This window comes from Paenibacillus sp. JT22N12 (assembly GCF_056269365.1).
Genome location: NZ_JBWDNU010000020.1, coordinates 35,553 through 50,579 on the forward strand (window position 1 = coordinate 35,553; position 15,027 = coordinate 50,579).

Genomic DNA, 15,027 nt, shown 5'->3' on the forward strand with positions numbered 1-15,027 from the left:
CTCACCTCTTCACAGTTGCTTCAATAAATTGGGAATCCAGAATAGCGTCGAAATCGTCTATGTCGTCCACCATGTCCAGGTTCTTGAGGAAATCAGCTGTTTTCTCCGCCGTGTAGCGCAGCGATGTATAGTCATCACGCTTGCCGAATGCATTAATATTGTCTTCTACGGTAAACAGCTTGATGCTGTCGAGCCCCAGCTTGAAGTCTTCCGGTGATGTTTCAGCATGCTTCGCCATCAGCTCAATCGCTTCATCCTGATGATCCTGGAAGTAGTCAAGCGCATCGAACCAGGCGTCAACCACCTTCTGAATATCCGCCGGCCGGTCCTTGATCACGGAATCGCGGAAAACCAGCAAATCCGGAATCAGCCCCGGCGTATCCTTGGAGGAGAATAGAACCTTGCCCTTGCCTTCCTTGACTGCAGTCGTCTGGAACGGCTCCCACAGCACGGAGGCGTCTGTTTTTCCGGAAATAAAAGCTGGCCCCGCATCGTTGACCGTCATGTTGACGTAATTGACGTCGCTTTCCTTCAGCCCGTTCTTGTCTAATGCCGTCAGCAGCAGCAGATGGTCAACCGTACCCAGCTCGGTGGCTATTGTTTTGCCTTTCAAATCCGCAATGGAGCTAAATTCCGGCTTGCTCACGATGGCATCGCCGCCGAAGGAGTTATCATTGACAAGCACGGCTTTCAGTCCAATGCCTTTGGACACGGGAGCAAGTGTATCGCTCAGCGTCTGGCTGTTGGCGTCCACCTTGCCCGTTGCCAATGCCTGCAGAGAGTCGCTGTAAACAGGGAACCATTCCAGCTTGACATTCACGTCATGCTTTTCGAAAAAGCCTTTCTCCTCCACCAAATACCAGAAGAACCAGCCCGGCCAAGGACTGAGCGCAATCGTGATCGGCTTATCCGAGCCTCCGCCCGAGGAGGATTCCTCCTTGGGTCCTCCGCATCCGGCAAGCGCGGCAATAATCGCCGCCAACATCAGAATCGTAACCGTACGTTTGATTTTGTTCATCCAACTCCAGCTCCCTCTATTTTTATATACAACAAGTGCAAATAAACGATTGTAACGATTGAAATCTTGAACCTTTTGCATGAGGCTGAAGAAAAAACGGAGCTTGCCGTCTTATCGCAGCAAAATTTAGTGTAAAAAAAAGAAAAAGCCTTGGGATTATCTCCCAGGCTTTTGTCCTTCCGTGTTATATGGCACCATTACTCCCATCAATAGAGCAACCCCTGCCATACGCCGCCTCTTGGACCAGGCTGATTTCTTCCTCGGTTATAGCGAGAGAGATCACGGAACCCTAGACAGCTTTGTGTCCCCACCTGCCGTGGCTGGGAACCTTTATGAATTTGTCAAATTATCTAACATCTAATAGTATTCTATAAGGTCCGACACTCTCTTGTCAATGTCGATGTTAGGTTTTATTACATTTAATTATACAGTTAAATAATGGCGAATGACCTCGTCATCAAGCGATTCCAGACCGCCTTCCCAGGCGACGGACCCCTTCTCCAAAATATAAAAATAATCGCCCACACTCTTCACAAACTCCAGACTTTGCTCAGCCAGCAGTATGGCCGTCCTGCCGTCCGCTTTAATCGACCGGATCACATCGCGGATATCATCGACGATCGACGGTTGGATGCCTTCGCAGGGCTCATCCAGGAGCAGCATATCCGGCTCCGATGCCAACGCTCTGGCGAAAGCCAGCTGCTGCTGCTGCCCGCCGCTTAAATCTCCGCCCCTGCGGCTGTACATAGTGGGAAGCACAGGGAATTTGGCGATAGCCGATGCGGGAATCTCCCGTTTTTTCTCCCGTGAAGCCTCCAAGCCAAGCAGCACATTCTCAAAAACCGACAGCTGCGCAAAGATCTCGCGCCCTTGCGGCACATAACCAATCCCCTGCTTCGCCCGGTCTCCCGGGGAACGTCTGGTCATATCCATCTCCTTGTAGGAGACTTTGCCCTTACGCGCCTTGAGCACCCCCATGATGCTCTTCATCAGCGTGGTCTTGCCAACCCCATTGCGCCCCAGCAGGCAAACCACCTGCCCCGGCTTCACCTTCAGCGTCACATCGCGCAGGATCACACTCTCGCCATATCCTGCTTCAAGCTGTTGAACGGCTAGCATCGGCATCCCGCCTTTTCCCCAAATACACTTCCGCCACCCGGTCATCCCGCTGCACGTCCTCCATGGAGCCTTCCTTTAGCAGCTTTCCTTCATGCATCACAGTCACTTTGCTTGCGAAATTACGGACAAACTCCATATCATGCTCCACGACAACAATCGACTGCGTCCTGCTGATCTGCTTCAGCAGCTCGCCGGTCTTCTCCGTTTCATTATCCGTCATACCCGCTACCGGTTCATCAAGCAGCAATATTTCCGGCTCCTGCAGCAGCATCATGCCGATCTCCAGCCACTGCTTCTCTCCGTGAGAGAGGCCTCCGGCCCGCCAGTCTGCCTTGGTTTCCAGACCGATCATCTCAAGCTGCGCTTCAATCCGGTCATGATCCTCCATTCGCATCCTGGCCCGCATGGCAGCAAATACCCCACGCTTTTGCTTCATGGCGATTTCCAGATTCTCATAGACGGTAAGCGTCGGGAAAATCGAAGGGGTTTGAAACTTGCGCCCAATGCCAAGCTCCGCAATCTGATGTTCTTTTTTTCTCGTAATATCGATGGTTTTGCTGAACACCACTTTTCCTGCCGTCGGCTTCACTTTCCCGCAGATCACATCCAGCATTGTCGTTTTTCCCGCTCCATTAGGCCCGATCAGAAATCGGAGCTCACCGCGCTCCAGACTCAGGTTCATGCCCTGGATTGCTTTGAAACCGTCAAAATCCACGGTCACCTCATCACACTGCAGGATGACGGACTCCATCTGCCCCTTCATGCTTCGTCCTCCTTCTTATCAACCGTTTGAATTGGCCAAACAGACCTGCTGCTCCCTTCGGCAGGAAGACCACAACGACAACGAACAGAGCACCCATAAAGAACAGCCAGATTGTCGGATATGATTCACTGAATGCGCTCTTGGCTGAATTGAGCAAAATCGCGCCCAGCGCCGCTCCATAGAGCGTGCCGCGGCCGCCTATCGCCACCCACAGCACCATCTCAATCGATGGCACAATACCCATCATCGACGGCGAAATAATGCCGACATGGAGAACGAACAGCATGCCGGCAAGCCCGGCAAGGCCCGCCGAGATGCTGAAGGCCACCATCTGGTAAAGCGCCGGGTTATAGCCGATAAACCGAACCCGGTTCTCCCCGTCCCGGATTGCCCGAAGCACCTTCCCGAAGCGGCTCTTCACCAGGAAACGGCATAGCGCGTACGCCGCGATAAGCGCCACAACGGTCACGAAGTACAGCGTCCGCTTCGTGTCCGGCGATGCCAGCGAACTGCCGAAAAGCTGGCTGTATCCGGTCACCCCGTTGGTTCCGCCCGTAAAAGCCTGCTGGCCGATGAACAGTGTAGTCGTAATGATAACAAGCGCCTGCGTCAGAATCGTAAAATAAACACCGCGAATCCGGTTGCGGAAGGTAAAATAGCCAAGTATAAGCGCGATCAGCGCAGGCAGTAGAATCCCCGCCGCCACGGCGAACCCGAAATTCCCGAAGGGCTTCCAAAACCACGGCAGCGCGGTCAAGCCGCTCCAATCCATAAAGTCCGGCAGCCTGCCGCCGCCGGCATCGAGCTTAAGATACATCGCCATGGCATATCCGCCCAGACCGAAGAACACGCCATGCCCCAGACTCAGAATTCCGGTATACCCCCAAATTAAATCCAGCCCGAGCGCAACTATGGCATAAGCCAGAAATTTGGCAAGAAGGTTAAGCCGGAAGTCGCTGAGCACAAGCGGCGCGCAGAAGAGCGCGGTTGCGCAAGCCGCATAACCCGCCAGCAGCCACCACTGCCTGGATGTCATCATTCGCCTTTGCATGCCAATCCCACCCTTTAACGTTAATCCAGCGAACGCGTCCGCATGGCGACGAGCCCCATCGGTTTCCACTGCAGAAAAGCAACGATACACAAGAAAACAAGTACTTTGCCCAGCGAAGCTGTCGTCCAGTACTCAAACAATGTATTGGACATGCCGATCCCGAATGCGCCAAATACAGTGCCCACGAGCTTGCCCACGCCGCCTAGCACAACCACCATGAATGCGTCAACGATATAGTAGGTGCCGATGGAAGGACCGATCGGACCAATCAAGGTCAGCGCACAGCCGGCAATTCCCGCAATCCCCGATCCGATGGCGAACGTCGTGGCATCCACGCGGCGCGTGGAGATGCCCACACATGCCGCCATCTCCCGATTTTGCATAACGGCCCTCATTCTGCGTCCCGAGTGGCTGCGGTAAATGTATAGATACATAGCGAACAAGCAAACCAGCACAAGCGCAATAATAAACAGCCGTTTGTACGGCAGTACAACATCTCCCATAACCGTCATCCCGCCATTGAGCCAGGAAGGGCTGGTTACCCCGACGTTCGGAGCTCCGAATATGGTGCGTGCCAGCTGCTGCAGCATCAGACCGACGCCCCAGGTCGCAAGCAGACTGTCGAGCGGCCTTCCGTACAGAAACCGGATCAACGTCATCTCCAGCACAAGACCGAACACGAAAGCCACGGCGAAGCCGACCGGAATGGCCAGCACAAAATACCAGCCGAACGCCGATGCGGGAAAATAAGAGGTGAACATATTCTGGACGACATAGGCGGTGTAAGCCCCGATCATAATCAGTTCCCCATGCGCCATATTGATGACTTTCATAAGTCCGAATGTAATGGAAAGCCCAAGCGCGATCATCAGCAGAATCGAGCTGATACTGATTCCGTTAAACAGCTGAAGCACAATAACATCCATTATTTCACCCCTCATGCGTCAGACTTCTTGCAGTCGGCAAAGGAAGTATCCAAAGAAGCGCTGACGCTCGGCGAATACTTCCTTTGCCGCGTTTCATACGAGGTTGTTATGACGTTTTTCGTTAATTTAACTTCCGGAGCTCAAGCTGCTCGCCCACTCATAGCCCTTGAGATAAGGGTCCGGCTTCACCGGTTCGCCGGAATTCCATACTTCCTTGAATTGCCCGTCGGACTGCACTTCACCGATTCGAACGGTTTTGTATATATGCTGATTCTCGCCGTCGATTGTGATTTTACCCTCTGGCGCATCCCATTCCAGACCTTTGGCCGCTTCCTTGACCTTGGCCACATCTGTGGATCCCGCTTTCTCTACAGCAGCAGCCCACAGATAAACCGCATCATAACCCGCTTCAATCGGATCTGCCGTTACACGGTCATCGCCATATTTCTTTTTGTAGTTTTCAACGAACGTTTTATTGGCGGGCGTATCTGTCGTCTGATAGTAGTTCCATGCTGCGAGATGCCCTTCCAGCACATCCACGCCGATGCCGCGGATTTCCTCTTCCGCCACCGAAACCGAGAGTGTCGTCATATCCTGCGCGGTAATTCCCGCATCCTTAAGCTGCTTGAAGAAGGCTACGTTGCTGTCTCCGTTGAGCGTATTGAACACGACCTCCGGCTTCGCCTCCTTGATTTTGCTGATAATCGTTGCGTAATCCGTATGACCCAGCGGTGTATATTCCTCGCCTACCAGCTCGCCGCCTTCGGCTTTCAGCTGTTCTTTAATGATTTTGTTGGCGGTACGCGGAAATACATAATCGGAGCCCAGAAGATAAAATTTCTTGCCGCGGTTCTCCAGCAGCCAGCTTACCGCCGGTACAATCTGCTGATTGGTTGTTGCTCCGGTATAAAAAATATTCGGGGAGGATTCCAAACCCTCGTATTGTACGGGATACCATAAAAGCCCGTTTAATTCTTCAAATACAGGCAGCATCGCTTTCCGGCTTGCGGATGTCCATCCGCCGAACACGGTTGCGACTTTATCCTCGGATATCAGCTTACGCGCTTTCTCTGCGAATGTAGGCCAATCGGAAGCACCGTCTTCAACGACAGGCACAAGCTTCTTCCCTAACACGCCCCCTTTGGCGTTGATCTCGTCAATGGCCATCATCTCCGAATCTTTAACCGATACTTCACTGATGGCCATAGTGCCGCTGAGCGAATGAAGGATGCCGACTTTTATTTCTCCGCTGTCACCTCCGCTGTTTCCTGCAGCATTACTTGTATTGGCTTCCCCGTTGGCAGTTGTTTCTGTGCTTCCTCCATTGTTCCCGCAGCCCGCTAATACCAGGCAGAGCGCAACCAGCATAAAAATTGTGCTTTTCCATGCTTTTCCCCTCATTTTCCCACTCCCCTAACCATTTTCTCCTATAATCCGAACGATCCGCTCTCTAAACGTTGTATCGTTCGTGAATTCATTATAGATTCATGTCAGCTTTCATGTCAATATAGTTTCCATAAAAGTTTTAATCACACATAATTGGTTCCTTTTTCCTGCATTATATGATAAAAAAGTCACTTTAATGTTATGTTAATGTTATGTAAAGGAAGATGATTTTGTCGATTCCCTTCTTATACCTAACATGAAATAGATCCGGTCAACGAAAAAAGCGTCAGGTCTCTTCCCCTTTACGAGGTGAGATCCTGACGCTTTTCGTTTTTCGATGGAAAAAGTCTATTTTACGAACACACAAACCGGTGTAGACAGCTCAATTTGGTGACCGGTGGAAAGCAGACGTCCTGAATCCTGATCAATCCGGTAGCTAATCAAACTATCCGATAATTGATTGGCGGAAAGCAGATATTGCTCATCCGGCGTGATCGTAAAATTCCGCGGCTCACGTCCGCCGCTTGTGGCAACATCCACGAGCTCAAGCTTGCCGTCTTCCGCGATCCGGAAAATGGCAATGCTGTCATGCCCTCGGTTGGAGGCATATAAGAAACGCCCGCAGCCTTTGACCAGGATATGGGCGCAGGTGCTGTTTCCGGTAAAGGAGTCCGGAAGCGTCCCGATCGTTTGCAGCAATTCCAGCCGCAAATCCTCCTGGTGAACCTGATACACCGAGACCGTGCTGTCCAGCTCGTTTACAACATACAGCTGCTGCCCGTTCGGGTGGTAAGCCATATGTCTTGGACCCGAACCGGGGACTGCCGCAGTCTGCCGTACGCGCACAAGCTTCCCTGCTTCCCTGTCAATCCGGTACTGCACTAGCTCATCCGTTCCCAAATCCGCGATCGTCACATATTCATTCGTCGGGTCGATGATGGAAGAGTGCGGATGCGGCGCTTCCTGGCGGTCCTCGCGCGGTCCCGTTCCCTCATGCTGCACATTATCGGCCATTGGGCCTATGGAGCCGTCATCCTCCACGGGAAACAGGCATACATTGCCGCCGCTGTAATTGACAACCGTAATAAATTGCTCATCCCGATCCAGCGTGATATGACAAGCCGCATTACCCAGTGTCGAGCGCTCGTTCATCACAGACATGGACCCATCAGCCGGGTCAACAGCAAGGCTAATTACTTTCCCGGGCTGATCCCCTGTCTCGCTGACCACGTACAAGCGCGTCCGTGCTGCATTCATTGTCAGATAGGAAGGATTAACCAGTCCTGTGACACCAGAGACCCTTCTCATCTCCCCGCTCCCGGTATTTAATTCAATGACAGCAATTCCTTCTGCTTCCTTGCTCGAATAGGATCCGACAACCACCTGCATTTTCCCCAAAGCCAATCCCTCCCCGATCTCCTCTTCCCACTGCGTACAACTCATACTAGGCCTTTACATTACCGGCTCCCGGCATAAAACAAGCCCGGCTTTACAGCCGAGCTTGTCCGTATAGCTGAAACGGCTGCTTCGACTTTTGGCGGCGGATCAGCTTCTTCAAGCTGCCGCAATCCTCGGGCGTTGATGGCAAAAACCGCTGCTTACTTCGTTGCAGGTTCTTCTTTTTTATCAGTCGATGTCGAATCCGGAGCGGCAGCACCATTGGCTGCTCCGTTCGTTGCGCCACCAGCCGCACCATTCGTTGCTCCGCCAGCAGCGTTAGGATCAGCTGGAGGTGCAGGCAGATCAACTTTCGTAATCAGACCCGGGAGCTCTTTGGTCATAAACGTATTGAGGATCTCGGAAGCTGCAGCCTGCTTCAGACCTTCTTTGTCCTCGGCGGACAGCTTGTCAAAAGCCGTAGGCTCACGCTTTTCCACCTTCATGACATGATAGCCGTAAGAGGATTTGACGGGATCGCCGACTTTGCCGACCTCCTGCTTGTTTGCGGCATCTTTAAATTCCGCCACCCAGACTTTTGCCTGTTGATTCTCATACAAGCCGCCCGTCTCCTTGGAGCCGGCATCGTCTGAATATTGTTTGGCCAGTGCTGTCCAGTCGCCGCCGGCATCCAGCTTCTTCTTCACTTCCTGGGCAATCTTGAGCGCGTCTTCGTCCTTGCGCGTCTCTTCGCCTGTCTCGGGGTTGACGGTTCCGACCAGAATATGACGAACCGTGATCATGTTGTAGTCGTCTTTGGTTTTATCGTATTGGGCTTGTACATCAGCATCTTTAACTTTGCTTTCCTCATCCTTCATGATAGAGGTAATCATTGTATAGAAATATTTGATATCCGCCTCGGTAAGGCCGACTTTGTCCACTTTTGCCTTCACTTCCGGGGTTGCATCAATTTGCTGCTTGATTTGGGTATAGAAGTTGTTTACTTCTTCTTCCATCGCCTTGTCCTCTTTGTCCCCAAGACGGGTTTTCAGAATCTTGTATCCCACATACTCACGCAGAAATTGTTCCTGAAGCTGCGGAATGCTCAAATACATTTCCGTTTGCGGCTGTACGATGCCAAAGAAGGTCGAATATTTGGCAAACTCCGTCTCCGTTACCGTTCCGTCCTTATACGTCGCAACGGCTTTGCCTTCCCCTGCTCCGGGCGCTGTCCCCTCGGAGTCATTCTTCTTGCCGCATCCTGCTGCCAAAACAACGACCAACATGGCCGCCAATGCAAGCAAGACCCCCTTCTTCCAATAATTAGTGCGCAACATCCTGTAGTTCCCCTTTCGATTGTATGGTTTCTTTATAGTGAAGCAAAAAACGTTCCAGTACTTCGAGCCTTTGATCCATTTCAAGCCCTTTGCCTCTCAGCTGTACAAGCGGATAAGGCTCGTTGCCGGCTGAACGCTTGATCCGGTTCTCGAACTGCAGACACAACCGGTCGACTTTCTTCGTGTCAAACCGCCGCTTCTCCTGTTCGGCGAACCGCAAGCTGATATCATCGCCCTTGCCGCTTATCTGCTCAATCCCGCATGCTGCGCCGAGCACTTTGAGCCTGGCTACGGAAAGCAGATTGTCCACCGATTGCGGCAAATCGCCGAACCGGTCCACCAACTCCTCGCGCAGATCTTCCGCTTCCTCAAGGGAGCGCAAAGCTGCCACCTTCTTATATATCTCTATCTTCTGTATGCTATCGTAAATATAAGCCGAGGGCAAGTACGCATCTATACTCATATCAATCACCGTACTGACTTCCTTCACCGGCTCGACGGCTTCTCCGCCCATATCAAGCTTGCGCTGGGCTATTTCATCCGCAAGCATTTGGGAATACAGATCAAAGCCAACGGAGGCGATGAAGCCATGCTGCTCCGCTCCAAGCAGGTTTCCCGCTCCGCGTATAGCCAGGTCGCGCATGGCGATCTTGAAGCCTGAGCCGAGCTCCGTGAATTCTTTAATGGATTGCAGACGCTTCTCCGCAACCTCGGTCAGCACTTTATCCCGCTGGTAGGTGAAATAAGCGTAAGCGATGCGATTGGAACGCCCCACGCGTCCGCGCAGCTGGTAGAGCTGGGAAAGCCCCATTTTATCCGCATCATGAACAATCAGCGTATTGACATTGGGGATGTCCACACCCGTCTCAATAATGCTGGTGCTGACAAGCACATCGGACTCCCCGTCGAGGAAATCGAGTATCGTCTTCTCCAGCTCCTGCTCGGACATCTGGCCGTGCCCGACCGCAACGCGGGCATCCGGAACCAGCGCATGAATCTGTTCCGCCATTTGATGGATGCCCTGCACACGGTTAAACAGGTAATAGACCTGACCGCCCCGCGCCAGCTCCCGTTCGATGGACTCGCGTACAAGCGACGGACTGTATTCCACCACATAGGTTTGCACCGGGAAGCGGTTCTCCGGCGGTGTTTCGATAACCGACAAGTCCCGGACTCCGAGCATGGACATGTGCAGGGTGCGCGGAATTGGCGTTGCCGTCAGCGTAAGCACATCCACGTTGGTTTTGAGCCGCTTCAGCTTCTCCTTGTGGGAGACGCCGAAGCGCTGCTCCTCATCCACAATAAGCAGGCCCAGATCCTTAAAGATAATATCCTGCGAAAGCAGCCGATGCGTACCGATAACGACATCCACCGTTCCAGCCTTGAGACCTTTCATCGTATCAGTCTGCTCCTTCTTGGAGCGGAAACGGCTCAGCACCTGCACATTGAAAGGAAACCCCGAGAAGCGCTCGCGGAACGTTTCATAATGCTGCTGGGCAAGTATCGTCGTAGGAACAAGAATGGCGACCTGTTTTCCCTCAATCGCCGACTTGAAGGCCGCGCGCACCGCAACCTCGGTTTTGCCGTAGCCGACATCGCCGCACAGTAGACGGTCCATCGGACGCGGTGTCTGCATGTCTTTCTTGATCTCTTCAATCGCACGCAGTTGATCCCGCGTCTCGTCATAAGGGAACATCGCTTCAAATTCCTGCTGATAGGAAGTGTCGCCTCCAAAGGCAAATCCGCTGGTAGCCTGCCGCTCTGCATACAGCTTGATAAGCTCATCGGCGATATCCTGGACGGAGGAGCGGACCTTTGTTTTGACACGCGTCCATTCGCTGCCGCCCAGTTTATAGACCTTCGGCTCCTTCTCCTCGGAACCGACATACTTCTGGATCAGGTCGATTTGCTCGATCGGAACAGACAGCTTGTCACCGCCTGCGTACAAAATATGAATATAGTCTTTATGGATGCCGGCAATCTCAAGCGTACCGATCCCGATGTATTTGCCGATTCCGTGGTTCTGGTGGACGACGTGATCGCCAACCTTCAGCTCGGAATAGTTTTTAATCCGTTCGGCATTGTCGATTTTTTTGTCCACCCGCCGCGCCTTGCGCTGCTTCTGTGAAAACATCTCGCCCTCGGTAATTACAATCAGGTGGATGGATGGCAGCTCAAATCCGGATTGCAAATTGCCTTCGATCAGCGTCGGCGGCTCAATGCCGTAATCGTGTAGGATCCGCCTGATGCGGTCCATACGCTCCGTGCTGCCGGCCAGCATCATGACACTCGCGCCGGATTTGCGCCAACGCTCCATCTCCGCCTTCAACACATTCATTTGACCGTGGAAATTTTGCATTGAGCGGCAGACGACATTAAGGATATTTTGCGGCTGTGTATGCGGAATTTGCCTTAAGAAAAGAGAGAGAAACAAGGTCGGGAACGGACGATGATACAGAATCTCGTCAGAGGGGCGGGCCAGCACAAGCCCAGGAATAGATTTTCCGCTTTGCAGCAGATGCAGTTCCCATTCGGACTCATCCCGTTCGAGCTGACGGCCCGTCTCAATGAGACGGGTCGGTTCGTCATAGATAAGCAGCGTATCCTCGGGCATATAGTCGAACAGCGTTTGCCTCTCCGGATAGAGCAGCGAGATATATTTATAAATTTCCGTAAAATACTGATGCTCGCGCAGCTTTTCGATCTCAGCGCCCATCTCCGAGCGCAGCCGGTCCTTGGCCGAACGGTCATTCATCTTCTGAAGCTGCTGCTCCAACAGCTCCGAGGCATGCTGAGCCGCATTATCGAAGCGGCCGGCCTCGGCAAGAAGCTCCTGGCAGGGAGGAACCATATACTGCTCCAGCTTCTCTACCGATCGTTGATCGGCAATATCGAAGGTGCGGATTGAATCGATATCATCGTCAAACCACTCGATCCGGTACGGGTTCGCGGTAGTCAGCGGGTAAAAATCGACAATTCCGCCGCGCACGCTCATTTCGCCCTTTGCCTCTACCTTATCGGCCCGGACATAACCAAGCTCTACCATTTGCCGTAAAAACGCTTCCATAGGCAGTGTATCGCCTACTTTTATCTCAATCCGCGCCTTAGCCATCACACTGCTGATCGGCAGGTAGCGGCGCACACCGGAGAAGGGCACGACAACAATCCCGCGAAAGCCTTGCGACAAACGGATCAGAACATCCATCCGCTGGGCAAGCGTTTCCGGGCTCGATATGGCTGCTTCCGCTGCGACCAGCTCGTTGGCGGGGTACAGCAGCACTTCATTTGGCGAGAGACATTCCACCAGATCCTCCGCGATCTTCTGCGCGGCGAACATATTGTGCGTAACCACCAGCATCGGCTGGTTCATTTCCTTGGAGAGAGCAGCAATCATGACCTGCCGCGACGATCCGGCCAGGCCGGATATCAACTGTTCCCGCATCCCTTTTCGCAATCCGGACACGACTGACTGAAAATCCATATCCGCGGCGTAAGCCTCTAGTAATGCTTTCAACGTTTACTGCACCTCGTTTCATTCCACCAAAGATAATGACTTGCTGCTCTGCCCCGATGTGAGACCCGGGTTCCATAATATGCACCATGACCCCTGTTTCCTGGGCGAGCGTCAAGCGTTATCCTAGCGGAACGATATAGATAAAATAGGGAATACCAACTGTTACAAATCAAAATTCAGGAAAATAGCATCCATAACGGAAACACCCTGCCTTCTTTTGCGCAAGAGATGCCAAAAGAAGAACAGTCCCTGCCGCTGAACCTGAAATTTTAAAAATCAGTTCACAAAAGGAGCCTCAGCCGTGCGCCAAGGCTCTTCAAATCCTGATCCGAGTGGGAGCCCCCTACTGCAGGGGACTATTCATAAGCACGAGTTCCGGATTATTCTCAATCGCCTCGCGGCAGTAGTCGCAAACGACTTTGACCGTCACATCGCCGTTTGGATTATACGCTATTATATCGCTGCGCTCTTCGGTGGTCAAGAAATGGAACCCGAGCTGCATTTCCGATACGGAGCTGTTGTGTATGGTCCCGATAGCGGACTTGCAGTGACGACAAATGTAATGTACAGCCATATTATGCCTCCTGAAGGTTTGTTATACCCTCAGTATGCCCGGACGGGCCAATATTTAACGGTTGAATTTGGCCATGGTCTGATCAAAAGGATGCTTGAGCGCAAATTCGACCGCATCGCAGGTGTCCTCTATCATGGTAGACACTTTGTCTCCATCGCTTTTTGGGAAATTGGCCAGCACATAGTCTGCAATATTCATACCCGGCTGCGGTCTGGAAATCCCCATCCTTACCCGATTGAATATCTGGGTGCCGGTATGTCCAATAATGGACTTGATCCCGTTATGACCGCCCGCGCTGCCCTGATAACGGAGCCGGATTTTACCGATTTCCGTATCCAGATCATCGTAGACGATAATCGCATCCTCCAGATCGGCTTTAAAATAATCCATGAACCCGCGCACCGTCTCCCCGGACAAATTCATATACGTCATCGGCTTGACCAGCACCACCTTCGTGCCGGACACATTCCCTTCACCGAGCAGCCCTTTGCATTTGCTTTGCGTTACACTGATTCCCCACCGCTTGGCCAGCGCATCGACCGCCATAAATCCGATATTATGCCGCGTCCCCTGATAAGCCGTGCCGGGGTTTCCTAATCCGACAATCCATTTCATGTGCGTGCCTTCAACTCCTAAACGTTTTTACTCAGACATTGTTACATAGGCGAAAAATGTTTGCTGTAAAGTTTTTGTAATGATGCAACGAATCATCCTTGTAAATTGTCATATCTATATAAGCGGCAGACTGCCGAGGCAATGCGAAATTGAACACAAAGGAGCGACTTTGATGTATTTGAACGGTCAGCTGATTTATGATGATTCTCATTTCTTGGATCACTCGGAGCATCAGGTTCCAGTCCAGATCTATTGGGGCAACGAGCATAGTGACATCGGCTTCGTCGAACAGTGCAGTCCGCAGTATATCAAGGTTAATAATGTGTTCTACAACAGAAGGCAGTTTACCTTTGTTTCCCGTCCCGGATATTGAAAAAATTCAGGACAAGTTAAACCGATCGCCAGCCTGTGAGCAGGAAGTAGGGTTATGCCACACAGGAAAGAGGGCTGCAGTGGCGCAGCCCTCTCCACCTTACTATATTTTCTCCCCGATGACAAAGATCTTCTCCCCTTGCCACCGCTATGGTTTTACTCGTTATCGCTGTCCTTCTTCTCCTCGGAAGCTTCGGCACTTTCACCCTCGGCAGCTTCGGAATCACCTTCTTCTGCTTTCTGTGGTGCAAGAATGGCAACCACTACCTGATCGCTATCGACGCGGGTAGAAACATCCTTAGGCAGCTTCAGGTCGCTCACCAGCAGATTCTCCCCTACAAGCAGTGCGGAAACATCAAGCTCGATAGCATCCGGAATCGCATTCGGCAGGCAATGAACCTCGATTTCATGCAGCAGCACCTGCAGGATACCGCCTTCCTTCACGCCCTGAGCCTCGCCCGCCAAATCGATGCGGACCTGCGCCTTAATCTCTTCATTCATATTCACCTGATGAAAATCAATATGCATAACGCTGCGAGATAAGGCATCCCGTTGAACCTCGGCCATCATGACCGGCTGCTTGCCGGCACCTGGTACATCCACTTCGAGCAGTGCATTGGGATGATAGCGCAAAATGGCAAGCAGTTCCTTCTCATCGACCGAAATGCTGATGGGGTTCTCCAGCTTTTTGCCGTATACGACTCCGGGGATCTTGCCCGTATGACGCAGCTTTCGCAGTTGTCCCTGTGATCCTGACGCACGTTCCTCTGCCTTGAATGTTATAGCCATAAATTGGAACCTCCTGGGTTTGTACTTATTCGTGCTTTATTCATATTCGTACATAGTATATTCATATTACCCACTCCGCCAAAAAATTAAACAAGCAGTATGCTTCGGTCCTTTGAGAACCGAAGCATACTGCTTGCAATTGAGGAGTGCAACGGCACCCAATTAACGAATAACCGCCGACATCCA

Annotated in this window: 13 protein-coding genes and 1 riboswitch; of the genes, 1 reads left to right on the plus strand and 12 read right to left on the minus strand. The window is 52.1% G+C overall.

Going from position 1 to position 15,027, the window contains the following annotated elements:
* Position 1: 1 nt before the first annotated feature.
* The 11 genes from AC0YOA_RS35590 to pth all read right to left on the minus strand — a co-directional run bounded on the left by AC0YOA_RS35590 (position 2) and on the right by pth (position 13,680).
* Positions 2-1,018, minus strand: a complete 1,017-nt coding sequence (locus AC0YOA_RS35590; protein ID WP_475790598.1) for an ABC transporter substrate-binding protein — start codon at positions 1,016-1,018, stop codon at positions 2-4.
* 158 nt (positions 1,019-1,176) lie between these two features.
* Positions 1,177-1,322: riboswitch (guanidine-I (ykkC/yxkD leader) on the minus strand.
* A 119-nt stretch (positions 1,323-1,441) separates the two neighbouring features.
* On the minus strand, positions 1,442-2,137 hold the full coding sequence (gene urtE / locus AC0YOA_RS35595; protein ID WP_475790599.1) for an urea ABC transporter ATP-binding subunit UrtE: 696 nt from the start codon (positions 2,135-2,137) through the stop codon (positions 1,442-1,444).
* Positions 2,115-2,900 carry an urea ABC transporter ATP-binding protein UrtD gene (gene urtD / locus AC0YOA_RS35600; RefSeq protein ID WP_379114256.1) on the minus strand — a complete coding sequence of 262 codons (786 nt, stop codon included), beginning with the start codon at positions 2,898-2,900 and terminating at the stop codon, positions 2,115-2,117. Before urtD ends, urtE begins: the two co-directional genes overlap by 23 nt.
* The gene (urtC, locus tag AC0YOA_RS35605; RefSeq protein WP_475772593.1) at positions 2,863-3,951 is read right to left on the minus strand and encodes an urea ABC transporter permease subunit UrtC; all 1,089 of its coding nucleotides are present in this window, start codon (positions 3,949-3,951) and stop codon (positions 2,863-2,865) included. The genes urtD and urtC overlap by 38 nt, the downstream gene beginning before the upstream one ends.
* A 20-nt stretch (positions 3,952-3,971) precedes the next feature.
* Positions 3,972-4,877, minus strand: coding sequence for an urea ABC transporter permease subunit UrtB (urtB, locus tag AC0YOA_RS35610; protein WP_475790600.1), 906 nt, complete (start codon positions 4,875-4,877; stop codon positions 3,972-3,974).
* A gap of 126 nt (positions 4,878-5,003) precedes the next feature.
* The gene (gene urtA, locus AC0YOA_RS35615) at positions 5,004-6,278 is read right to left on the minus strand and encodes an urea ABC transporter substrate-binding protein (protein WP_475790601.1); all 1,275 of its coding nucleotides are present in this window, start codon (positions 6,276-6,278) and stop codon (positions 5,004-5,006) included.
* A 333-nt stretch (positions 6,279-6,611) separates the two neighbouring features.
* Positions 6,612-7,652: a lactonase family protein gene (locus AC0YOA_RS35620; protein WP_475790616.1), complete on the minus strand. Its 1,041-nt coding sequence runs from the start codon at positions 7,650-7,652 to the stop codon at positions 6,612-6,614.
* 209 nt (positions 7,653-7,861) lie between these two features.
* Positions 7,862-8,926 carry a peptidylprolyl isomerase gene (locus tag AC0YOA_RS35625; protein ID WP_379114261.1) on the minus strand — a complete coding sequence of 355 codons (1,065 nt, stop codon included), beginning with the start codon at positions 8,924-8,926 and terminating at the stop codon, positions 7,862-7,864.
* A gap of 37 nt (positions 8,927-8,963) precedes the next feature.
* Positions 8,964-12,491, minus strand: a complete 3,528-nt coding sequence (gene mfd, locus AC0YOA_RS35630) for a transcription-repair coupling factor (protein WP_475790602.1) — start codon at positions 12,489-12,491, stop codon at positions 8,964-8,966.
* Between the two features lie 343 nt (positions 12,492-12,834).
* On the minus strand, positions 12,835-13,065 hold the full coding sequence (locus tag AC0YOA_RS35635) for an anti-sigma-F factor Fin (protein ID WP_210046360.1): 231 nt from the start codon (positions 13,063-13,065) through the stop codon (positions 12,835-12,837).
* Positions 13,066-13,119: 54 nt separating this feature from the next.
* Positions 13,120-13,680 (minus strand): aminoacyl-tRNA hydrolase, encoded by a 561-nt coding sequence (gene pth / locus AC0YOA_RS35640; RefSeq protein WP_210046359.1) that lies wholly within the window; start codon positions 13,678-13,680, stop codon positions 13,120-13,122.
* A gap of 172 nt (positions 13,681-13,852) precedes the next feature.
* Between pth and AC0YOA_RS35645 the strand changes: the two genes are divergently transcribed.
* On the plus strand, positions 13,853-14,053 hold the full coding sequence (locus AC0YOA_RS35645; RefSeq protein ID WP_210046358.1) for a hypothetical protein: 201 nt from the start codon (positions 13,853-13,855) through the stop codon (positions 14,051-14,053).
* Positions 14,054-14,208: 155 nt separating this feature from the next.
* Here AC0YOA_RS35645 and AC0YOA_RS35650 read toward each other — a convergent pair whose 3' ends face one another.
* The gene (locus tag AC0YOA_RS35650; protein WP_475790603.1) at positions 14,209-14,841 is read right to left on the minus strand and encodes a 50S ribosomal protein L25/general stress protein Ctc; all 633 of its coding nucleotides are present in this window, start codon (positions 14,839-14,841) and stop codon (positions 14,209-14,211) included.
* Positions 14,842-15,027 lie beyond the last annotated feature (186 nt).

Coding starts and splice junctions, on each gene's coding strand:
- AC0YOA_RS35590 (WP_475790598.1), bottom strand. CDS start 1,018: ATGAACAAAATCAAACGTACGGTTACGATTCTGATGTTGGCGGCGATT.
- urtE (WP_475790599.1), bottom strand. CDS start 2,137: ATGCTAGCCGTTCAACAGCTTGAAGCAGGATATGGCGAGAGTGTGATC.
- urtD (WP_379114256.1), bottom strand. CDS start 2,900: ATGAAGGGGCAGATGGAGTCCGTCATCCTGCAGTGTGATGAGGTGACC.
- urtC (WP_475772593.1), bottom strand. CDS start 3,951: ATGCAAAGGCGAATGATGACATCCAGGCAGTGGTGGCTGCTGGCGGGT.
- urtB (WP_475790600.1), bottom strand. CDS start 4,877: ATGGATGTTATTGTGCTTCAGCTGTTTAACGGAATCAGTATCAGCTCG.
- urtA (WP_475790601.1), bottom strand. CDS start 6,278: ATGAGGGGAAAAGCATGGAAAAGCACAATTTTTATGCTGGTTGCGCTC.
- AC0YOA_RS35620 (WP_475790616.1), bottom strand. CDS start 7,652: ATGCAGGTGGTTGTCGGATCCTATTCGAGCAAGGAAGCAGAAGGAATT.
- AC0YOA_RS35625 (WP_379114261.1), bottom strand. CDS start 8,926: ATGTTGGTCGTTGTTTTGGCAGCAGGATGCGGCAAGAAGAATGACTCC.
- AC0YOA_RS35635 (WP_210046360.1), bottom strand. CDS start 13,065: ATGGCTGTACATTACATTTGTCGTCACTGCAAGTCCGCTATCGGGACC.
- pth (WP_210046359.1), bottom strand. CDS start 13,680: ATGAAATGGATTGTCGGATTAGGAAACCCCGGCACGGCTTATCAGGGG.
- AC0YOA_RS35645 (WP_210046358.1), top strand. CDS start 13,853: ATGTATTTGAACGGTCAGCTGATTTATGATGATTCTCATTTCTTGGAT.
- AC0YOA_RS35650 (WP_475790603.1), bottom strand. CDS start 14,841: ATGGCTATAACATTCAAGGCAGAGGAACGTGCGTCAGGATCACAGGGA.